Below are 20,303 nucleotides of genomic sequence, written 5' to 3'. Positions count from 1 at the left end.
CAGGACGTCGGCCGTGAACGGGAAGGAAACCCCATGACGCTGAACCCGGATTATCCGACGACCTCCGAGGGGGGCACCGCGGAGACGGCGAAACAGGAGGCCGGGCGCCTCGGGGCCGAGGCCCAGGGCGCCGCCCGTGACGTGGCCGGCACGGCCAGGGACGAGGCGCGGCACGTCAAGGACGAGGCCGTGGGCCAGGCCAGGAGCCTGGCGGAGTCGGCCAAGCAGGAGGCCACCTCGCAGCTGTCCACGCAGAAGGACCGGCTGGCCGTCCAGTCGCGCGGGATCTCCGAGGACCTCGAGCGCATCTCCCGCGGGGAGAGGCCCGAATCCGACCTGGTCAACCAGGCCGTCTCGATGCTCTCCGACCGGGCGCGCCGGGTCACCCACCACCTGGAGTCCCGGGAGCCCCTGGACCTGCTCGATGACGTGCGCCGGTTCGCGGCCCGCCGGCCCGGGACGTTCCTGGCCATCGCCGCCGGCATCGGCCTGGTCGCCGGCCGGATGACACGGGGCCTGAAGGACGCCCACGACGACGACGATGACAGGCGGGCCCACCGGTTCACCGCCCAGGCGCCACCGCTCCCACCCCAGCCTCCCACGGTGACCGGTACCGAGATGCCGGACGTGCTGGGCACACCGGGGGTCCCGGGCACGACGGGCGCACCCGGGACGACCAGCGTGCCGGGGACGACGCCCCTCGACCCCGATCCGTTCGGCACCGGTCAGCCCGGAGGCCGGCCGTGACCACCGACCCCTCTCAGTACGGGCCGACCTCGGCCGGAGGTGCCGCCGGTGCTGCGCCCGGGCCCGGGACCGGGACTGCGGGGACCGGCCGGCCGGCGTCGGGCTCGGGATCCACCGAGGCCCCGATGCCGGAGGCCGAGTACCGGGCCCGGACCGAGACCCTCGGCGAGATGTTCGCCAGCTTCTCCGAGAACCTCAGCACCCTGGTGCGGCAGGAGATCCAGCTGGCCAAGGCCGAGGCGACCGTGGAGGCGAAGAAGGCCGGTACGGGGGCGGGGTTGCTCGCCGGTGCGGCCCTGGCCGCCGTCTTCGTGCTGCTGTTCCTGTCCACGGCCCTGATGTGGGCCCTGGGTTCCGTGATGCACCTGGGCTGGGCGGCCCTGATCGTCACCGTGCTCTGGGGCGTGGCGGCCGCCGTGCTCGGCGTGATGGGCAAGAAGTACTTCGATCGGATCAAGGGTCTGCCCCAGACCCAGGAGACGGTTCAGGAGATCCCGGCGACCCTGAACCCGAACAAGGAGACCCCATGAGCAACAACCCCGATGAGATCCGCGCCGACATCGAGCGCACCCGGCACGAGCTCAGCCGCGACGTGGACGCGCTGGCCGAGAAGGCCAACCCGACCCGCGCCGTCCACCGGCAGGGTGACCGCGTCCGCGAGCGCATGACCACCGTCAAGGAGTCCATCATGGGCAGTCCCGACCCGTACGCCGCCAGGTCCGGACCCGGGTTCAAGGACCGTGCCCAGGACGTGGCCCACGACGTCCAGCACCGGGCGGAGGACGCCGTGCACGGGCTCCAGCAAGCTCCGGCGCAGGTCCGCCGTCGCACCCGGGGCAACCCGCTGGCGGCCGGGCTGATCGCGCTGGGTGCCGGCTGGCTGGTCGGTTCGCTCATTCCCGCCTCGCAGGCCGAGCAGGAGGCCGCCGAGAAGGTCAAGGACCAGGCCGCGCCCCTGGTGGATGAGGCGAAGTCCGCGGCCCAGGAGATGGGTGAGAACCTCAAGCCACAGGCCCAGGAGGCCATGGAGTCCGTCAAGGACACCGCCACCACCGGCGTGGAGCACGTCAAGGCCGAGGGACAGGACAAGGCGGGCCAACTCAAGGACGAGTCCGCCCAGTCGGCGCGCCACGTCCAGGGAACCACGGAGCGTTACTGATCCGCCCCTGAGCCGTATGGCTCGTCCCACCCACCCCGGGTCATCGACGTATCAGCGCCGGTGCCCCGGGGCGGGTCCACGATCCTGGCGGACGGGGGCGGCCGGATCTCACACCGGGCGGTGCCCGCTCCGGAGGCTCCCGGCGCACCGGGTGCCCAGGACCTGCTGCAGCGTGCCGTCCCGCAGGGACCGGACCAGGCCGTCGACGGCGTCCTCGATCTGGTCGTACATGGACACGAACGCGCTCTCGGGAAGGCCGTAGGGGTCCGGCACGTCACGGACGCCCCGGTCGGCCACGTCACTGGCGAAGGCGCCGAGGCGCACCACCTTCCGCTCGTCGGCCGTGCCCCGGGCCAGCGCCCGTACGTCGCGATCGTTGGCGGCGTCCATCACCAGGATCAGGTCGGCGGTGTCGAAGTCCTCCACCGCGAACTGGGCGCCCACGGAGGTGAACGCGTAACCGCGGGCCTCACCCTCGGTGCTGCTCATGACGTGGGGCGGTTCGCCCAGGTGGTAGTCCGAGGTCCCCGCGGAGCTGACGGTCACGTCATCCAGGCCGGCCTCGCGCAACCGGTGGACCAGCACCGCCTCGGCGGCGGGCGAGCGGCAGATGTTTCCCAGGCAGACGGTCATGAGGTGCATGCCCCCAGTCTGTCCGGTCCGCCGAGGGGTCTCCACTTTCGTAGACTCGCCTGCGTGAGCCCACTCGACCGCGTCCCCGACCGCACCCCCGTCCCCCCGGCACGGGCCTGACCCTGGAGGACACCGCCCGGCACGCCACGGGCGACCAGGACCTGCCCGCCGTGCACCGCACCCGGGCCGGGTTCCGGGCGGCGCTCGCGGAGAAGGTGCACGCGGCCGTCCTCTCCGGGGTGCCGGCGCCCACCGTGGGCCTGGTCCCCACCATGGGTGCCCTGCACGGCGGGCACGCCGCCCTGGTCCGGCAGGCCCGGGCCGAGACCGACATCGTGGTGGCCTCCGTCTTCGTCAACCCGCTGCAGTTCGGCGACCCCGCCGACCTGGAGAACTACCCCCGCACGCTCGAGGCGGACCGGGAGATCCTCGGCGCGGAGGGGTGCGAGCTGGTGTTCGCCCCGGACCTGGCGGAGATGTACCCCGGGTACCCGGACGCCCCGATCGTCAGGGTCTCGGCCGGGCACATGGGCGAGGTCCTGGAAGGAGCCAGCCGGCCCGGTCACTTCGACGGTGTCTGCACCGTCGTCGCCAAGCTCTGGCACACCGCCCTTCCCCGGCCCCGGCGCGGCTGCTCAGCTACTTCGGGCAGAAGGACGCCCAGCAGCTGGCCGTGCTGCGCCGCATGCGCGCGGACCTGGACTTCGACCTGGAGATCCGGGCCGTGCCGCTCGTGCGCTCCCCGGAGGGGCTGGCGCTGTCCAGCCGCAACACGCGACTGTCCCCGGAGGCGCTCGAGGCGGCCCTCGTGCTCCACCGCTCGCTGGGGACCCTCCGGCGGGCCGCGGAGGAGGGCCGGCCGCTCGACGTCGGCGCGGCCCGGGCGATGATCGAGGCCGAACCGCTGGCCGGGCTCGACTACCTCGAGGTGGTGGACCATGCCACCCTCGAGCCGCTGACCCCGGAGGAATGGGGCCGCCCGCTGGAGCGCGAGGCCCTCGCGCTGGTGGCCGCGGAGTTCGCCCCGGTCCGGCTCATCGACAACATGGTGCTGCCCGCCTCGTCCTGAGCGCACGGTGGGCGGCCTCCGCCCCGATCCCGGACCGGGCGGCGCTGGGGCGCCGCCCCGGATAGGATCGGACGCAAGCTGCGGTCCGGTGCCCACCGGACCGGTACCCCGGCGCCGCTGGGCACCCGCTCCCCGGCGCCGCCGTCGACCCCCGACTGCCCCAGGAGCCCGCGTGAGCCAGACCGTGACCGCCACCAGCCAGCCGACCGCCCGCGAGGACCTGTACCGGCACGTCAACGGCGCCTGGATGGAGTCCACGACCATCCCCGCGGACCAGGGGACCTACGGTGCCTTCATGGAGCTGCGCGACGCCTCCGAGGCCGCGGTCCGCCGGCTGGCCGAGGACGCCGCCGCCCACTTCTGGTCCGGCCCCGGGGCCGGCAGGGAGTCCGGCCCGTTCACCGCCGGTGCCGATGACGAGGGCGCCCGCCGGCGCATCGGCGCGCTCTACGCCTCCTTCATGGACGAGTCCAGCGTGGAGGACCGGGGACTGGAGCCGATCGTGGCCGACCTGGCCGAGATCGAGGCCGTGGAGGGCGTCGAGGAGTTCCTCGAGCTCTCCGGCAGGCTGCAGCGCACCGGCGTCAGCGGCCTGATCCAGACCGGTGCCCTCAACGACGCCGGGAACCCGGAGCGCATGCTGCTGCACCTGCTCCAGGACGGACTGGGCCTGCCGGACGAGTCCTACTACCGGGAGGAGAAGTTCGCCGAGCTGCTGGGTGACTACCGGCAGCACGTGGCCAACCTCTTCCAGCTGGCCGGCATCGGTGGTGACACCCCGGAGACCCGGGCGTACGCGGACCGCGTGGTGGACCTGGAGGTGAAGATCGCCGCCGCCCACTGGGACGTGGTGAAGTGCCGGGACGCGGTGGCCCGCTACAACCTGCTGGACCGCACGGCCCTGCTCGAGTCCTTCCCGCTGGCCGAGCGCTGGCTGGAGGGCATCGGGGCGCAGGACTCCCGCAGCGCCGAGGTGGTGGCCTGGCAGCCGGACTTCCTGGCCGCCATGCAGCAGCTGCTGCTCGCCGAGGACCTGGAGGACTGGAAGCTGTGGCTGCAGCTGCAGGTGCTGCGCTCGGCCGCCCCCTACCTGACCGAGGCCTTCGTCAAAGAGCACTTCGCCTTCTACGGCCGCAAGCTCGCCGGCACCGAGGAGGTCAAGCCCCGCTGGAAGCGCGGGGTGGCCTTCGTCAACGGGGCCGTGGGCGAGGACGTGGGCCGGCTGTACGTGGCACGGCACTTCCCCGAGGGCCACAAGGCGACCATGGACCAGCTCGTCTCCACCCTGCTGGAGGCCTACCGCCGGTCCATCTCCACGCTCGAGTGGATGGGGGAGGAGACCCGGCAGCGGGCGCTGGAGAAGCTGTCCATGTTCAAGCCCATGGTCGGCTACCCGGTGAAGTGGATCGACTACTCCTCCCTCGAGGTGGATCCCGACGACCTGGTGGCCAACGTGCGTGCGGCCTCCGCATTCGAGTTCGAACGGGACCTGACCAAGATCGAGACCGGCCCGGATCCCGAGGAATGGCACATGACCCCGCAGACGGTCAACGCCTACTACTCCCCGCTGGAGAATGCGATCGTCTTCCCCGCGGCCATCCTGCAGCCGCCGTTCTTCGACCCCGGCCGGGACCCGGCCGAGAACTTCGGGGCCATCGGCGCCGTCATCGGCCACGAGATCGGCCACGGCTTCGACGACCAGGGTTCCCAGTACACCGGGGACGGCACCCTGCGGAACTGGTGGACCGACGCCGACCGCACCGCCTTCGAGGAGCGCACCGCCAGGCTGGTGGAACAGTTCGAGGTGCTGCGCCCCAGCGAGGCCCCGGAGCACTGCGTCAACGGCCGGCTCACCCTGGGCGAGAACATCGGTGACCTGGGCGGGCTGGGCATCGCCTACAAGGCGCTGGAGATCTGGCGCGAGGAGAACGCCGCCGCCGACCGCACCGGTGACACCGCCGGCTCGGACCGGGCAGCCGGAGCCGAGGGGACGGCCGCCCGGTCCGAGGCGACCGGCCGCCCGGTCGGGGCCCACCCCGAGGCCGGGGGGCCGGTGGAGGCCTCCGCGGCGGATGAGGCCCAGGTGGAGCAGGACCGCGCGTTCTTCGCGTCCTGGGCCGAGTGCTGGCGCCAGTTGTCCCGCCCGGAGACCACGATCACGCGGATCACCTCCGACCCGCACTCGCCCAACGAGTTCCGCTGCAACCAGGTGGTGAGGAACCTCGACGCCTTCCACGAGGCCTACGGGACCCGGCCGGGCGACGGCATGTGGCTGGATCCGGCCGAGCGCGTCACCATCTGGTGAGCCGTAGACTGGTTGACCGTGACGACCCAGAACTCCCCGGTCCAGCCGGCAACGGTGGACGGACAGCCCAGCGACCCCACGACCAGTGACCAGCGGCAGGTCCGCCAGGACAAGCGCGACGAGATCCTGGCCTCCGGGCGCGAGGCCTACCCGGTCGTCGTGGACCGCACCCACTCCCTGGCACGCGTCCGGGCGGACTTCCCGGACCTGGAGCCGGGCGCCGAGACCGGCCAGCGGGTCGGCGTGGCCGGGCGCGTGGTGTTCCTGCGCAACACCGGCAAGCTCTGCTTCGCCACGCTGCAGGAGGGGGGCGACGACGGCGCCGGCACCCGGTTGCAGGTCATGGTCTCGCTGGCCAACGTGGGCGAGGAGTCCCTGGCGGACTGGAAGCACCTGGTGGACCTGGGCGACCACATCGCCGTCCAGGGCGAGGTGATCGCCTCCCGCCGCGGGGAGCTGTCCATCATGGCCGACGGCTGGCAGATGGCCTCCAAGGCGCTGCGTCCGCTGCCCGTGCTGCACGCCGGGCTCAACGAGGAGACCCGGGTGCGCCAGCGCTACGCGGACCTCATCGTGCGTCCCGAGGCGCGGCAGATGGTCCACACCCGGGCCGCCATCATCCGCTCCATCCGCCGCACCCTCGAGGACCGCGGGTACGTGGAGGTGGAGACCCCGGTCCTGCAGCTGATCCACGGCGGGGCCCATGCCCGTCCGTTCGAGACCCACCTGAACGCGTTCGACCAGGGGATGACCCTGCGCATCGCCACCGAGCTCTACCTGAAGCGTGCCGTGGTCGGCGGGATCGACCGGGTCTTCGAGATCGGCCGCGTGTTCCGCAACGAGGGCGTGGACTCCACCCACTCCCCGGAGTTCACCACCCTGGAGTCCTACGAGGCGTGGGCGGACATGCACGTCATGGCGGAGCGGATGCAGGAGATGATCCTCAATGCCGCGGACGCCATCGGTGCGGGCCGCCGGATCGAGACGCCCCGGGGCACCATCGACCTGGACGGGGAATGGCGCTGGCTGGAGGTCTACCCCGGCCTGTCGGAGGCCGTGGGCCGGGAGATCACGCCGGACACCACGGTGGAGGAGCTGCGCGCCCTCGCCGAGGAGCACGAGGTGGCCTATGACGCGTTCTGGGACGCGGAGAAGCTCGTCATCGAGCTGTTCGGCGAGATCGTGGAGCCCACGCTCATCGATCCGACCTTCGTCTACAACTACCCCCCGGCCGCCCAGCCGCTGGCCCGCCCGCACCGGTCCAAGCCCGGCGTGATCGAGGCCTGGGACCTCATCATCGGCGGCATGGAACGCGGCACGGCCTTCTCCGAGCTGATCGACCCGGTCATCCAGCGTGATCGGCTCACCGCGCAGTCGGAGGCGTCCGCCGCGGGTGACGACGAGGCGATGCAGCTGGACGACGACTTCCTGCGCGCCCTGGAGTACGGCGCCCCGCCGATGGGTGGCATCGGGCTCGGGATCGACCGCCTCGTCATGCTGTTCACCGGGGCCGGGATCCGCGAGACCATCCTGTTCCCGCTGCTCAAGCCGGAGGCCCAGGGGTCGGGCAGCTGATGGACACGTTCTGGGAATACTTCTCCGTCCTGGCCCCCTCCGTGGGCCTGGGGCTGATCTTCTGGCTCGTCATGCGATCCCTGTTCCGGGCGGACAGCGGCGAGCGGAACGCGCGTGCCGAGTTGGAGGAGCGCGAGGCGGAGGAATGGGCCCGGTTGCGGGCGGAGCGCGGCTCCCTGGACGGTGCCGGTGGAACCGCCGGCGAGACGACCGCCGACGATGCCGGTGACGGTCGTGGGGCCGGCCCCACGACCGCTTCGTGACGGCCCCTTCCCGCATTTCATCGAGGGGATATCCAGATTCCCAAGCTGTGAGTTCGCCGTGAGAACAGAGCGCGCGTCGACCTTCAGTTGGTAAACATAATAGGGATCCGGGATACTCTGAACTGGGCGCCGGATCGGAAGAAGGCAATAGGGATTCCCTGGTTGAGGATATCCGGACTGTCGGTGCCGGGAACATCCGTTCCGAAAGCTCCGTTGACATATCGAAGGGGAATGGCCGTGGCGCAGAAAGTAGAAGTGGTCTTGGTTGACGATCTAGACGGAACACCGGCCGACGAGACCCTCCAGTTCGCCTTGGACGGCCGGCACTACGAGATCGACCTCTCGTCCGAGCACGCGAAGGAATTGCGGTCCACGCTCAAGCCCTACCTCCGCAAGGCCCGGGCCGTCGCCCCGCCGACCCCGGGGAACGAGGCCGCCAAGATCCGGGAGTGGGCCGCGGAGAACGGCTACGAGGTCTCCCAGCGCGGCCGGCTGCACCGGGACATCGTCGAGGCCTACCGCAACGCCAAGAAGTGACGCGGGGCGGCGCGCGGGCCTGACGGAACCGAGGCCCCGCGGCGGTGCCGGGCGGTTGTTCTCCCTACGGCGAACAGCCGCCCGAACTCGTCCCCCGGTGCGTAGCATCGGAGGCACAGTCAGCAAGGAGTGTGCCCATGTTTGAGAGATTCACGGACCGTGCCCGGCGGGTGGTGGTACTCGCGCAGGAAGAGGCGCGGATGCTCAACCACAGCTACATCGGTACCGAGCACATCCTGCTCGGCCTGATCCACGAGGGCGAGGGAGTGGCCGCCAAGGCCCTCGAGTCGCTCAGCATCTCCCTGGGGGCCGTGCGCGAGCAGGTCCAGGAGATCATCGGCCAGGGCCAGCAGACGCCCTCGGGCCACATCCCCTTCACGCCGCGCGCCAAGAAGGTCCTCGAGCTGTCGCTGCGTGAGGCCCTCCAGCTGGGCCACAACTACATCGGCACGGAGCACATCCTGCTCGGCCTCATCCGCGAGGGCGAGGGCGTCGCCGCCCAGGTCCTCGTGAAGCTCGGTGCGGACCTGAACCGCGTCCGCCAGACCGTCATCCAGCTGCTGTCCGGCTACCAGGGCGGTGCCGGCGGCAAGGAGACCGCGGGCGCCGGCGTGTCCTCCGGCGGCCAGTCCGAGGGCGCCCCGGCCGGCTCCGTGGTCCTGGACCAGTTCGGCCGCAACCTCACCGCCGCCGCCCGCGAGGGCAAGCTGGACCCGGTGATCGGCCGCGCCCAGGAGATGGAGCGGGTCATGCAGGTGCTGTCCCGCCGCACCAAGAACAACCCGGTGCTCATCGGCGAGCCCGGCGTCGGCAAGACCGCCGTCGTCGAGGGCCTGGCCCAGGCCATCGTCCGCGGCGACGTGCCCGAGACGCTGACGGACAAGCAGCTCTACACCCTGGACCTCGGGTCCCTCGTGGCCGGCTCCCGGTACCGCGGTGACTTCGAGGAGCGCCTGAAGAAGGTGCTCAAGGAGATCCGCACCCGCGGGGACATCATCCTGTTCATCGACGAGATCCACACGCTCGTCGGCGCCGGTGCGGCCGAGGGCGCGATCGACGCGGCCTCCATCCTGAAGCCGATGCTGGCTCGCGGCGAACTGCAGACCATCGGTGCCACCACCCTGGACGAGTACCGCAAGCACATCGAGAAGGACGCGGCGCTGGAGCGCCGGTTCCAGCCGATCCAGGTCAACGAGCCCACCGTGGAGGAGACCACCGAGATCCTCCGCGGGCTGCGGGACCGGTACGAGGCCCACCACCGGGTCTCGATCACCGAGGACGCGCTCAAGGCCGCGGCCTCGCTCGCGGACCGCTACGTCTCGGACCGGTTCCTGCCGGACAAGGCGATCGACCTGATCGACGAGGCCGGTGCCCGGCTGCGCATCAAGCGCATGACCACCCCGCCGGAGATCAAGGAGTACGACTCCCGGATCGCCGAGGTCCGCGCCGAGAAGGAAGCGGCCATCGACGGCCAGGACTTCGAGGGCGCCGCCCACCTGCGCGACCAGGAGCAGAAGCTCACGGACGAGCGCAACCGCAAGGAAGAGGAGTGGCGCACGGGCGTCACCGAGGGCATCGCCGAGGTGAACGAGGACCTGATCGCCGAGGTGCTCTCCGCCTCCACCGGCATCCCGGTGTTCAAGCTCACCGAGGAGGAGACCGACCGCCTGCGCAACATGGAGGCCGAGATCCACCAGCGGGTCATCGGCCAGGACGAGGCCATCAAGTCCCTGTCCCAGGCGATCCGGCGCACCCGTGCCGGCCTCAAGGACCCGAACCGGCCCTCGGGATCGTTCATCTTCGCCGGGCCCACGGGCGTCGGCAAGACCGAGCTCGCCAAGGCCCTCGCGGAATTCCTGTTCGGTGACGAGGACGCCCTCATCACCCTGGACATGTCCGAGTTCCAGGAGAAGCACACGGTCTCCCGGCTCTTCGGTGCCCCTCCCGGTTACGTCGGCTACGAAGAGGGCGGCCAGCTGACCGAGAAGGTCCGCCGCCGGCCGTTCTCCGTGGTGCTCTTCGACGAGGTCGAGAAGGCCCACGCGGACCTGTTCAACTCGCTGCTGCAGATCCTGGAGGACGGTCGCCTGACCGACTCCCAGGGACGCGTGGTGGACTTCAAGAACACCGTGATCATCATGACCACGAACCTCGGCACCAAGGACATCTCCAAGGGCGTCATGACGGGTTTCCAGTCCGCCGCGGACACCCAGACCGGTTACGACCGGATGAAGGGCAAGGTCCAGGAGGAGTTGCGCCAGCACTTCCGGCCCGAGTTCCTCAACCGCGTGGACGACGTCATCGTCTTCCCGCAGCTGTCCAAGGACGAGATCGTGCAGATCGTCGACCTGTTCGTGGCCCGCCTGCAGAAGCGGCTGGACGACCAGGACCTGACCATCACCATCACGAAGCCGGCCAAGGAGTTCCTGGCCGACCGCGGATACGACCCCGCGTTCGGTGCCCGTCCGCTGCGCCGCACCATCCAGCACCTGGTGGAGGACCAGCTCTCCGAGAAGATCCTCTTCGGGGAGATCACCCCCGGGTCCAGCATCACCGTGGACCTCGAGGGTGAGGGTGAGGCGGCCAAGCTCACCTTCTCCACGACCAGCCGTCCCGAGGCGATCGAGGCGACACCGGTGGCCGGGGAGATCGAGGCCCAGACCACCGGCCAGTGACACCTCGACGACGCCGGCCTGCCGGGCAGGCGTCATCGGCCCCGTGGGCCCGGTCCGACGATCCGTCGGACCGGGCCCACGGGCGTCTGGGGGTGGCACTCGCGGCTGATCTGTGCGTACGTTGGGACGGCCGCCGGGACCGGCGGTGCGGTGAGGGCCCCGGCGGCCGTCACCACCATCCCGATCAAGGAGTTGCGCATGTCGTTCGCAGAGAACCTCGGAAACCTGAAGGACCAGCACGGCGACAAGATCAACGAGGGTATCGACCAGGCCCAGGAGCAGCACGGGGACAAGCTCGGTGACCAGGGCAACCAGGGCGTGGACGGCGCCCAGGAGAAGTTCCTCGGCGGCCAGGGGGAGGACCAGCAGGGCGAACAGGGCAACTGAGCCCCGCCGGCCGCCCCGGTCGCCATCGACGTGCAAGGACCCGCTCCCGGACAGGGGGCGGGTCCTTCGCCGTCCGGGTCCACGACGGCTCCATCGCCCGGCCGTCCCGGTGGCGGCGCCGCCGGTACCCGGGGGGACGGGCATGGCCGACGGCTGATCGCCGCACGGTCCTAGACTGAACCGATGGAACCCACGCAGCTGCTCATCCGGCCCGCACGGACACAGGACGTCCCGGCGATCCGTGACCACGTGGAGCCCCTGGCACAACGACGGGTCCTTCTGCAGAAGGAGGCCGTGGCCTACTACGAGTCGATCCAGGAGTTCGTGGTGGCCGAGGCACCGGACGGCTCACTGGCCGGGTTCGGCGCCCTGCACGTGATCTGGGAGGACATCGCCGAGGTCCGCACCCTGGCCACGGCCTCGGACTGGCGCGGGCACGGGGTGGGGCACAAGCTCCTCGACCGGCTGCTGGACCGGGCCCGGGACGTGGGCGTGAGCCGCGTGTTCTGCCTGACCTTCGAGGTCGACTTCTTCACCCGCCACGGGTTCGAGGTGATGGAGGACCAGTCCGCGGTGGATCCGGAGGTCTACTCCGAGCTCCTCCGCTCCCACGACGAGGGCGTGGCCGAGTTCCTCGACCTGGCGCGCGTGAAGCCCAACACCCTCGGCAACACCCGGATGATCCACCACCTCTGACGGCTCGCCCCGCCGCCGCAGGCAGGGATGGTGCCCCGGTCCGACGACCCGGGCGGCCCTCAGCCGGGCAGGCTGAGCGTGGCCTCCGGGCCGTCGTCGTCCCTGCGGGCCAGGCCGTCGGCGACGAGACCCGCCACGCAGCGCTCCCACTGAGCCTCGGCCGGGAGGTGGGCACCCAGCCGGCCGGCCGCCGTCGGGTGCTGGGGGAGGGCGGCGACGGGGACGGAGCCCTGCTCGCGCAACACGGCCATTACGGCGCCTCGCACCTGACGGTCGGTGCCGGACCAGGCCTGGCCGCTCGGCCGGTAGTGGGGCTCCGGCATGCCGGCCGCGCGCCAGGCGCAGAGATCGGCCACGGGGCACTCGCCGCAACGCGGGGAGCGGGCGGTGCAGACCAGTGCCCCGAGCTCCATGACGGAGGCGTTCCACCGGCAGGCCTCCTCGCGCTGGATGGGCATGAGGTCGCGGGCCAGCGCCGTCTCCGCTGCCGTCAGGGACTTCTCCGGCAGCGCCCGGCCGGACACCAGCCGGGCGTGGACCCGCCGGATGTTCGTGTCCACCACCACCTCGGGACGGCCGAAGGCGAAACAGGCGACGGCGGCCGCCGTGTACGCACCGACGCCCGGCAGGGCCAGCAGTCCTTCCGCAGTCCGAGGTACCTCCCCGTCCGGGGAGGCGGCGATGGCGGCCGCTGCGGCCTGCAACCTCAGGGCACGGCGGGGATAGCCCAGCCGGCCCCAGGCGCGCAGTACCTCGGCAGCCGGTGCCGCCGCCAGGTCGCGCGGGGCGGGCCAACGGTCGAGCCAGTCGGTCCAGACCGGCAGGACGCGACTGACGGGGGTCTGCTGGAGCATGATCTCGCTGACGAGGATGCCCCAGGGGCTGCAGTCCGCGGCGCGCCACGGCAGGTCCCGGCCGTGGTCGGCGAACCAGTCGTTGATCCTGCGGTGCAGGGTGGCCGTGATCTCCGGCGTGGACATCGCGGAGCGGGGATCAGGCATGCGATCCACTGTACTGTCCGGGCCCCGTCCGGCGTGGCCGGTCCGGTCCACGGGGGATGGTCCTTAAGCTGGTGGCATGGCCGGCGACCCTCGAAACAGCGATCTGATGCGTCCGCAGTCCCCCGAGGTGTACCGGCGTCGCCGGATCGTCGCCCTGGTGCTGCTCGTGCTCGTGCTCGCGCTCGTGGTGGGACTGGTGGGATGGATCATCTCGCTGTTCCGGCCCGCGGGCGATGAGCAGTCGGGGAACCCCGGCGGCAACGCCAGCCCGTCCGTGACGGCCCCGGCCTCGCCCACCGAGGCCACGGTCACCCCCGGCCCGGCCTCGCCCACCGAGGCCACGGGCACGGACACCCCGGGCACCATCGACCCGGCGAGCGACGAGCCGACGGCGGACCCCTCGGACTCGGCCTCCCCGTCCGCGACGGAGGCATCCCTCGGCGCCACCGCGTGCGAACCGGGCGACCTGGTGATCTCGGCGGCCACGGACCGCCAGTCGTACCCGGAGGGCGAGGACCCGGTGCTCGAGCTGCGGGTGGACAACACGGGGGATGAACCCTGCGCGGCCAACCTCGGGACCAGCCAGCAGGTGTTCACCGTGTACTCCGGATCGGACCGGATCTTCTCCACGCAGGACTGCCAGGTGGAGGGGGACGACGCGATGATGGAGATCTCCCCGGACGACCAGGAGCGCTCCCGGTTCACGTGGCCCCGCGTGCGCTCGGCACCGGGGTGCGCTGAGGTGGGGTCCGAACCGCGCAGCGGGACCTACCGCCTCGAGGTGTCCCTGGGAGAGCTGCAGGCCCAACCGGTGTCCTTCACGCTGCAGTAACGCGGTCCGTCACGTCCCGTTCACCCAGGCGCGCATGGTGCCCAGCGCCTCGTTCAGGCTCGTCACCTCGGAGACCGTGACGTTCTCGGGCACATCACCCAGCGGTTCGGGCGAGACGGGCACCACCGCCCGGCGGAAGCCCAGTCGGGCCGCCTCGCGGATCCGCCGCCCGATGCCGGGGACCGGCCGCACCTCCCCGGCCAGGCCCAGCTCGCCGAAGGCGATCATGCCCGGCGGCACGGGCGCCTGGAGCTTGGCGCTGGCGATGGCCAGGGCTGCGGCGAGGTCTGAGGCCGGTTCCGTCAGGCGGACGCCGCCGACCGTGGCCACGTAGCAGTCGTCGTCCGTGAGCGGGAAGTTGGCCCGCCGCTGCAGGATGGCCAGGATCATGGTGATGCGTGCCGAGTCGAGGCCGCTGACCGTGCGCCGGGCCGCTCCCTGTCCGGACGGCGTCAGCAGCGACTGCACCTCGGCCACCAGGGGCCGTCGTCCCTCGAGGGTGACGGTCACGCAGGTGCCCTCCACCGGTTCCTTGGTGCCGGACAGGAACAGCCCGGAGGGATCCTCGAGGGAGTGGATGCCGGCCTCACCGAGGTCGAAGCAGCCCACCTCGTCCGTGGGGCCGAACCGGTTCTTCACGGCCCGCACGAGGCGCAGCCGCGAATGCCGTTCGCCCTCGAACTGGCACACCACGTCCACGAGGTGCTCGAGCAGCCTCGGCCCCGCGATGGAGCCGTCCTTGGTCACGTGACCGACCAGCACGGTGGTCATGTTCCGCGACTTGGCCTCGTTGATCAGGCTGGCCGCCACCTCCCGGACCTGGGTGACACCGCCCCCGGTGCCCTCGACGGACTGGGACTGCAGTGTCTGGACGGAGTCCACGATCAACAGATCCGGGTCGGCCTTCTCGATCTGCCCCAGTGCCCGGCCGAGATCGGTCTCGGCCGCCAGGAACAGGGTGTCCGCCACCGCCCCGATGCGGTCGGCGCGCAACCGCACCTGGGCCGCCGACTCCTCACCCGTCACGTAGAGCACGGTACGGGTGTCGCCCTCCGGGCGGCGGTGCCGGGCGACCTTGGCCGCCACGTCCAGCAGCAGCGTGGACTTGCCGATGCCCGGTTCGCCGGCCATCAGCACGACGGCACCCGGTACCAGTCCCCCGCCCAGCACGCGGTCCAGCTCGGAGACGCCGGTGGTGTGGAAGCGTGCCTGCGAGGCGTCCACGTCACCGATGCGCACGGCGGGCACGGCGATGGTGGCCGCCGGGGTGCGGCCGGAGGTCGCGTCCGCACCGGTCTCGACCACGGTGCCCCAGGCCTGGCACTCCCCGCAGCGGCCGACCCACTTGACGGTGGTCCATCCGCATTCGCTGCAGCGGTAGCCGGGGTTCACGCGCTTGGCGGTCTTGGTAGCCATGGACCAAGGCTAATGGCGCTCACGGACGCGCTAGGGGAGCACCCGGTGGCCGTGGGGGGGCGCAGGAGTCTCACAGGGGCGGCAGGTAGGCCACCGCGTCGTCGTGGGAGGAACCGGTGGCCTCGATCAGGTCGACCATCATGGGCCGCAGCAGCATGACCAGGGCCTCCCCGTGCAGGGAGGTGGCGCCCAGCTCCGGGGGATCCAGGCGCCCCGCGGCGCCGCCCAGGGCCTCGCGGGCCACGGACAGGGACTTGTGCCGGCCGCGCGCGGCCGGCTCGCCGAGGGAGCGGCCGAGGATCTCGACGGCATCGGCCGCCTCGTCGAACCAGTCGGCCAGCAGTAGGGTGCCCTGCTCGTCGAGGGAGTCGTGGTCGATGACGCTGATGACCCGCCGGGCCACGATGCGCAGGCTGCGCACCGCCAGGTCGGACTTCTCCACGGTCTGCGCGGTGGACTCCAGCACGGGCCGGGAGTGGCGCTGGGTGGGGGAGAAGGTCGCGACCTCCTGGGCGTTGCGCACGTCCTTGTGCAGGTTGTCCACGGCGGACTGGGTCCCGCGGCAGGCCACCAGGGCCATCCAGGCCGTGCGGGACTCGTGGTGGCGCAGCGCCTCCGAGCAGTCGCGCAGCGCCCGGGTCACGGTGGCGTAGAGGTCTCGCAGCCCGGTGGCGGCCTCCTTCTGCAGGTTCTTCGGGTACAGCAGCGTCACCAGCAGGGCGATGAACCCCCCGACCACGGCATCGACGCTGCGCGTGAAGGGGCCGCCCTCCGCGGCGGGCAACAGGACGACCAGGATGGACTGCAGGCTCATCTGCAGGGTGAAGGCGGCCCCGGAGTCCAGGAAGCGGGCCACCATGATGGAGGTGAACACCACCAGGACGGCCTGCCAGTACCCCTGGCCGAGCACGGCCTGCATGAGGTCGCCGACGAGGATGCCCAGGGTGCAGCCGGCCGCCACCTCGAGCACCTTGCGGACCTTGGGCTCGCGGTTGAAGCCGAGGGCGATGAGCGAGGCGGTGGCGGCGAACAGCGGGTCCTCGTGTCCCAGGACGAACTCGGCGAAGGCGTAGGCCAGGACCGCGCACACCGCGCTCAGGGCCGCGGGGACCACCGCCGCGCGCGCCCGCGCGGCCCCGGTGCGGGCCCGCCGGGCGACGAAGGACCGGGCCCGGGACCAGCCCCGCCGCAGGGCGGTGGGGCCGGGAGAACCGGTCGCTTGCTGGTGCATGAGACCAGAGTAGGGTGTGGACCGTCCACCGACGACGGGCTCCGGCGGCCGGTGCGGAACCACGGACGCTGCACGGTGATGTTTCTCACGGCCCCGCGAGGGATGGGTCACGGACTGACGGTCCCGGCCCTGTCATCTCGTGAATTCGCCGGTCCCGCAGCCGTGTGCGGCCCCGGGGCCCGGGGTCTCGTTAACGTGGCGTTAATCTTCGACCGCCCAGTGCTTCACCTTCCCCCCATAGGTTCGACCGCGGAACGAGGCCTGCGGCACCCGAATCCCGCGCCATGTGACCACTGGTAGCCGGGGGTAGGTCCTCTCCGGCACTGTCATCCATCCTGAAAGAGGCAATTCTGTGAAGGCTCTTCGCTTTGGCCGCTCCGCTGCGGTCCTCTCCGTCGCTGCTCTCGCCCTGACCGCCTGTGGCGGCAACGGCGGTTCCTCGGACACCGCGGCCGAGGGCAACGGCTCCGTCGCGGGCAACCTGATCGGCGGTGGCGCCTCCTCGCAGGAAGCGGGCATGACCGCGTGGACCAACGGCGTGACCGAGGTCCACCCGGACCTCACCGTCTCCTACGACCCGGTGGGCTCCGGCTCCGGACGCGAGGGCTTCCTGGCCGGCCAGTACTCCTTCGCCGGCTCCGACGCCGCGATGGACGAGGAGGAGATCAGCCAGTCGGAGTCCGTCTGCGGCCCGGAGGGTGTCTTCCACGTCCCGGCCTACATCTCCCCGGTCGCCGTGGCCTTCAACCTCGAGGGCGTCGACCAGGTCAACATGGACGCCGACACCATCGCCAAGGTCTTCACCGGCGAGATCACCACCTGGAACGACCCGGCCATCGCCGAGCAGAACCCGGACACCGAGCTGCCGGACACCAAGATCACCGTCGTGCACCGCGCCGATGACTCGGGCACCACCGAGAACTTCACCGATTACCTGGCCGCCGCCGCCCCGGAGTCCTGGACCTACGACGTCGTCGAGACCTGGCCCACCGAGATCACCGCCGAGTCCGCCCAGCAGACCTCCGGTGTCGTCTCCCTGGCGCAGTCCACCGACGGTGCCATCACCTACGCCGACGCCTCCCAGATCGGCAACCTGGGCACGGTGGCCGTGAAGGTTGGCGAGGAGTACGTGCCGTACTCCTCCGAGGCCGCCGCCCGCGCCGTGGAGACCGCCGGAGAGGGGCTCGCCGGGGCGCTCGAACTCGACCGCACCACCACCGAGGCCGGCGTCTACCCGGTGGTCCTGGTCACCTACGAGATCTTCTGCCACCAGTACCAGGACCAGGAGACCGCGGACATGGCCAAGGCCTTCGCCGAGTACGTCGTGTCCGAGGACGGACAGGCCACCGCCGCGGAGTCCGCGGGCAACGCCCCGATCTCCGACGCCACCCGCGAGGCCGCCATGGAGAACATCCAGGGCATCACCGTCCAGGGCTGACATCCCACTCACACCGGACGTGGGTAGCACGTGCTGCGGCCGCCGGTCCTTCTTCGTGAGGGCCGGCGGCTGTGCCATGCTGTGAACGCCATTTCCTCATAGGACATCCACCCCCGGGATGCGGGAGCACCGCCCGCACCACGAACTCCGAAGGGAGTCACCGTGACTGACACAGCCACCGAGCCGTCCAGGAGGACGTCGCTCAAGGGCTCGCGCGGCGGCGAGGCGGGCGACCGCGTCTTCTCTGGCCTGGCGCTCACCGCCGGGATCGTGATCCTGCTGGTCCTCGCCTTCGTGGCGGTCTTCCTGCTCATCGAGTCGCTCCCGGCCCTGTGGCCCGAGGCCTTCTCCGACCAGGACACCATCGAGAGCGCCGACACCTTCTGGCAATACGTCTGGCCGTTGATGGCCGGCACCCTGATCGCCTCGATCATCGCCATCCTGCTGGCCACCCCCGTGGCCGTCGGCATCGCCCTGTACATCTCCCACTACGCGCCCCGGTCCATCGCGACTCCCGTCGGCTACGTCATCGACCTGCTCGCCGCCATCCCCTCCGTGGTCTTCGGCGCGTGGGGCATGACGGTCCTGGCCGGGGCGATGGTGCCGATCTACGCCTGGCTGAACGAGTACCTCGGCTGGATCCCGCTGTTCGGGGGGACCCCGACCACGACCGGACGCACCCTGCTGACCTCCGGCGTCGTCCTGGCCGTGATGATCCTGCCGATCATCACCTCCCTGTGCCGGGAGATCTTCCTGCAGACGCCGAAGCTGCACGAGGAGGCCGCCCTCGCCCTGGGTGCCACCCGGTGGGAGATGGTCAAGATGACCGTCTTCCCGTTCGCCCGCGCCGGCATCGTCTCCTCGATCATGCTCGGCCTCGGCCGCGCCCTGGGCGAGACCATGGCCGTGACCCTGGTGCTGTCCCCGGGCATCTTCTCCTGGAGCCTCATCCAGTCCGGTCGCAATGCGACCATCCCCTCGGAGATCGCCCTGAACTTCCCCGAGGCCTTCGGCATGCGCCAGTCTGAGCTGATCGCCGCCGGCCTCATGCTGTTCATCATCACCCTCGCGGTCAACATGGTGGCCCGCTGGATCGTCAGCCGCCACAAGGAATTCTCGGGAGCGAACTGATGACCATCTCGAATGACACGGCCGCACCGCAGCGCACCTCCGTGCCCGGTGGGAAGAAGAAGAACTCCCTGACCGCGGGGCAGAAACCGGGCTGGACCTGGATCGCCGTGCTGGCGGGTGCCCTCGTGGTCGCCGCCGGCATCACCGCGCTGCTGGGCGGTGGCAGCTTCAGCTGGGTGGGATGGCTGGTCATCGCCGCGGTCCTCTACGTCCTCGGCATGTACCTGGCCACCCGGGTGATCGAGAACTCCCGGCGGGCCACGGACGGACTGTGGCGGAACCTGGTCTGGGCGGCGTTCCTCCTGGCGCTGATCCCGCTGATCTCGGTGCTCTGGACGGTCGCTGCCAACGGACTGCCCACGCTCCTGGAGACCCCGCAACTGCTGTGGCGGGACATGCAGGGCGTCACCGGATCGGACGACATCGCCACCCAGACCGAAGGCGCCCCCCTGGCCGGCGGGTTCCTGCACGGACTGGTCGGCACCCTGATGATCACCCTGCTGGCCACCATCATCTCCGTCCCCATCGGCCTGCTGACCTCCATCTACCTGGTGGAGTACGGCCGCGGCGGCTGGTTCTCCCGGGCCATCGTGTTCTTCGTCGACGTCATGACCGGCATTCCCTCCATCGTGGCCGGCCTGTTCGCCTTCGCGGCCGTCCAGCTGGTCATCACCACGTTCATCGGGGACGGGCCGCGCCAGCTCCAGATGGTCAAGATGGGTTTGAGCGCGGCCATCGCGCTGTCCGTGCTGATGATCCCGGTGGTCGTCCGCTCCACCGAGGAGATGCTGCGGGTGGTGCCGAACGAGCTCCGGGAGGCCTCCTACGCCCTCGGCGTGCGCAAGTGGCGGACCATCTTCAAGGTGGTCCTGCCGACGGCCATGTCCGGCATCGCCTCCGGCGTGACGCTGTCGATCGCCCGCGTGACCGGTGAGACGGCCCCGATCCTGGTGACGGCCGGGTACATCGCCACCACCAACTGGAACCCCTTCGACGGCTGGATGACCGCCCTGCCGGTGTACATCTACCGCCAGCTCATCAATCCCACCGCGCCCGCCGCGGCCGACCCGTCCGCTGAGCGTGCCTGGGCCGCGGCCCTGGTCCTCATCGTCATCGTGATGCTGCTCAACCTCATCGCCCGCATCGTCGCCAAGGCCTTCGCGCCGAAGAAGACCGGCCGCTGAGCCGAGCAGACCACAAGGAGAAGG

The 20,303-nt window shown here is 71.0% G+C and carries 18 protein-coding genes and 1 pseudogene; 15 read left to right on the top strand and 4 right to left on the bottom strand.

Annotated features, from left to right (window positions below):
- Positions 1 to 33 precede the first annotated feature (33 nt).
- Genes CITRI_RS16425 through CITRI_RS0105310 form a run of 3 tightly spaced genes read left to right on the top strand, consistent with a single transcriptional unit; the run spans position 34 to position 1,906 of the window.
- Positions 34 to 747 carry a hypothetical protein gene (locus CITRI_RS16425; protein ID WP_010143622.1) on the top strand — a complete coding sequence of 238 codons (714 nt, stop codon included), beginning with the start codon at positions 34 to 36 and terminating at the stop codon, positions 745 to 747.
- Entirely contained in the window at positions 744 to 1,277 is a 534-nt protein-coding gene (locus tag CITRI_RS0105315; protein WP_010143621.1) for a phage holin family protein, read from the top strand. The genes CITRI_RS16425 and CITRI_RS0105315 overlap by 4 nt, the downstream gene beginning before the upstream one ends.
- A complete protein-coding gene (locus CITRI_RS0105310; RefSeq protein ID WP_010143620.1) occupies positions 1,274 to 1,906 on the top strand; it encodes a DUF3618 domain-containing protein in 633 nt (210 codons plus the stop codon). Before CITRI_RS0105315 ends, CITRI_RS0105310 begins: the two co-directional genes overlap by 4 nt.
- Positions 1,907 to 2,014: 108 nt before the next feature.
- On the opposite strand, the gene CITRI_RS0105305 is transcribed toward CITRI_RS0105310, so the two are convergent.
- Positions 2,015 to 2,548, bottom strand: coding sequence for a low molecular weight protein-tyrosine-phosphatase (locus CITRI_RS0105305; RefSeq protein WP_010143619.1), 534 nt, complete (start codon positions 2,546 to 2,548; stop codon positions 2,015 to 2,017).
- A 152-nt stretch (positions 2,549 to 2,700) separates the two neighbouring features.
- On the opposite strand from CITRI_RS0105305, the pseudogene panC reads away from it, so the two are divergent.
- The 8 genes and pseudogenes from panC to CITRI_RS0105265 all read left to right on the top strand — a co-directional run bounded on the left by panC (position 2,701) and on the right by CITRI_RS0105265 (position 12,046).
- Positions 2,701 to 3,608: pseudogene (panC, locus tag CITRI_RS16420) on the top strand (pantoate--beta-alanine ligase).
- A gap of 172 nt (positions 3,609 to 3,780) precedes the next feature.
- On the top strand, positions 3,781 to 5,913 hold the full coding sequence (locus CITRI_RS0105295; protein ID WP_010143615.1) for a M13-type metalloendopeptidase: 2,133 nt from the start codon (positions 3,781 to 3,783) through the stop codon (positions 5,911 to 5,913).
- Between the two features lie 18 nt (positions 5,914 to 5,931).
- Positions 5,932 to 7,488 (top strand): lysine--tRNA ligase, encoded by a 1,557-nt coding sequence (gene lysS, locus CITRI_RS0105290; protein ID WP_010143614.1) that lies wholly within the window; start codon positions 5,932 to 5,934, stop codon positions 7,486 to 7,488.
- Positions 7,488 to 7,751 carry a hypothetical protein gene (locus CITRI_RS16415; protein WP_010143613.1) on the top strand — a complete coding sequence of 88 codons (264 nt, stop codon included), beginning with the start codon at positions 7,488 to 7,490 and terminating at the stop codon, positions 7,749 to 7,751. The genes lysS and CITRI_RS16415 overlap by 1 nt, the downstream gene beginning before the upstream one ends.
- Before the next feature lie 237 nt (positions 7,752 to 7,988).
- Positions 7,989 to 8,288 (top strand): Lsr2 family protein, encoded by a 300-nt coding sequence (locus CITRI_RS0105280; protein ID WP_029139062.1) that lies wholly within the window; start codon positions 7,989 to 7,991, stop codon positions 8,286 to 8,288.
- 137 nt (positions 8,289 to 8,425) lie between these two features.
- Complete coding sequence (locus CITRI_RS0105275; protein WP_010143611.1) at positions 8,426 to 10,963, top strand: ATP-dependent Clp protease ATP-binding subunit; 2,538 nt, start codon at positions 8,426 to 8,428, stop codon at positions 10,961 to 10,963.
- A gap of 198 nt (positions 10,964 to 11,161) precedes the next feature.
- Entirely contained in the window at positions 11,162 to 11,350 is a 189-nt protein-coding gene (locus tag CITRI_RS0105270) for a hypothetical protein (protein WP_029139061.1), read from the top strand.
- Between the two features lie 183 nt (positions 11,351 to 11,533).
- Positions 11,534 to 12,046, top strand: a complete 513-nt coding sequence (locus CITRI_RS0105265) for an amino-acid N-acetyltransferase (protein ID WP_010143608.1) — start codon at positions 11,534 to 11,536, stop codon at positions 12,044 to 12,046.
- A gap of 59 nt (positions 12,047 to 12,105) precedes the next feature.
- On the opposite strand, the gene CITRI_RS0105260 is transcribed toward CITRI_RS0105265, so the two are convergent.
- Complete coding sequence (locus tag CITRI_RS0105260; protein WP_369732105.1) at positions 12,106 to 13,047, bottom strand: A/G-specific adenine glycosylase; 942 nt, start codon at positions 13,045 to 13,047, stop codon at positions 12,106 to 12,108.
- A gap of 106 nt (positions 13,048 to 13,153) precedes the next feature.
- On the opposite strand from CITRI_RS0105260, the gene CITRI_RS0105255 reads away from it, so the two are divergent.
- A complete protein-coding gene (locus CITRI_RS0105255) occupies positions 13,154 to 13,879 on the top strand; it encodes a hypothetical protein (RefSeq protein WP_010143606.1) in 726 nt (241 codons plus the stop codon).
- 9 nt (positions 13,880 to 13,888) lie between these two features.
- Here CITRI_RS0105255 and radA read toward each other — a convergent pair whose 3' ends face one another.
- Both radA and CITRI_RS0105245 read right to left on the bottom strand, forming a co-directional pair.
- Positions 13,889 to 15,295, bottom strand: coding sequence for a DNA repair protein RadA (gene radA, locus CITRI_RS0105250; RefSeq protein ID WP_010143605.1), 1,407 nt, complete (start codon positions 15,293 to 15,295; stop codon positions 13,889 to 13,891).
- Between the two features lie 70 nt (positions 15,296 to 15,365).
- Positions 15,366 to 16,526, bottom strand: coding sequence for an aromatic acid exporter family protein (locus CITRI_RS0105245; protein ID WP_010143604.1), 1,161 nt, complete (start codon positions 16,524 to 16,526; stop codon positions 15,366 to 15,368).
- Positions 16,527 to 16,878: 352 nt separating this feature from the next.
- Between CITRI_RS0105245 and CITRI_RS0105240 the strand changes: the two genes are divergently transcribed.
- From CITRI_RS0105240 to pstA, 3 genes are all read left to right on the top strand, one after another.
- A complete protein-coding gene (locus CITRI_RS0105240) occupies positions 16,879 to 17,964 on the top strand; it encodes a phosphate ABC transporter substrate-binding protein PstS (protein ID WP_010143603.1) in 1,086 nt (361 codons plus the stop codon).
- Between the two features lie 162 nt (positions 17,965 to 18,126).
- On the top strand, positions 18,127 to 19,095 hold the full coding sequence (gene pstC, locus CITRI_RS0105235) for a phosphate ABC transporter permease subunit PstC (RefSeq protein ID WP_010143602.1): 969 nt from the start codon (positions 18,127 to 18,129) through the stop codon (positions 19,093 to 19,095).
- The gene (gene pstA / locus CITRI_RS0105230; protein ID WP_010143601.1) at positions 19,095 to 20,279 is read left to right on the top strand and encodes a phosphate ABC transporter permease PstA; all 1,185 of its coding nucleotides are present in this window, start codon (positions 19,095 to 19,097) and stop codon (positions 20,277 to 20,279) included. The genes pstC and pstA overlap by 1 nt, the downstream gene beginning before the upstream one ends.
- The last annotated feature ends 24 nt before the right edge of the window (positions 20,280 to 20,303 follow it).

This window comes from Citricoccus sp. CH26A (assembly GCF_000224415.1).
Taxonomy (GTDB): Bacteria; Actinomycetota; Actinomycetes; order Actinomycetales; family Micrococcaceae; genus Citricoccus.
The sequence above is the reverse complement of the archived record's forward strand: the minus strand, read 5'-3'. Positions and strand labels throughout refer to the sequence as shown.

Bases quoted from the DNA above. Each gene is read 5' to 3' on its own strand.
- radA (WP_010143605.1), bottom strand. From the start codon at position 15,295: ATGGCTACCAAGACCGCCAAGCGCGTGAACCCCGGCTACCGCTGCAGC.
- CITRI_RS0105270 (WP_029139061.1), top strand. From the start codon at position 11,162: ATGTCGTTCGCAGAGAACCTCGGAAACCTGAAGGACCAGCACGGCGAC.
- CITRI_RS16425 (WP_010143622.1), top strand. From the start codon at position 34: ATGACGCTGAACCCGGATTATCCGACGACCTCCGAGGGGGGCACCGCG.
- CITRI_RS0105310 (WP_010143620.1), top strand. From the start codon at position 1,274: ATGAGCAACAACCCCGATGAGATCCGCGCCGACATCGAGCGCACCCGG.
- CITRI_RS0105260 (WP_369732105.1), bottom strand. From the start codon at position 13,047: ATGCCTGATCCCCGCTCCGCGATGTCCACGCCGGAGATCACGGCCACC.
- CITRI_RS0105265 (WP_010143608.1), top strand. From the start codon at position 11,534: ATGGAACCCACGCAGCTGCTCATCCGGCCCGCACGGACACAGGACGTC.
- CITRI_RS0105245 (WP_010143604.1), bottom strand. From the start codon at position 16,526: ATGCACCAGCAAGCGACCGGTTCTCCCGGCCCCACCGCCCTGCGGCGG.
- CITRI_RS0105275 (WP_010143611.1), top strand. From the start codon at position 8,426: ATGTTTGAGAGATTCACGGACCGTGCCCGGCGGGTGGTGGTACTCGCG.
- CITRI_RS0105305 (WP_010143619.1), bottom strand. From the start codon at position 2,548: ATGCACCTCATGACCGTCTGCCTGGGAAACATCTGCCGCTCGCCCGCC.
- CITRI_RS16415 (WP_010143613.1), top strand. From the start codon at position 7,488: ATGGACACGTTCTGGGAATACTTCTCCGTCCTGGCCCCCTCCGTGGGC.
- pstA (WP_010143601.1), top strand. From the start codon at position 19,095: ATGACCATCTCGAATGACACGGCCGCACCGCAGCGCACCTCCGTGCCC.
- CITRI_RS0105255 (WP_010143606.1), top strand. From the start codon at position 13,154: ATGCGTCCGCAGTCCCCCGAGGTGTACCGGCGTCGCCGGATCGTCGCC.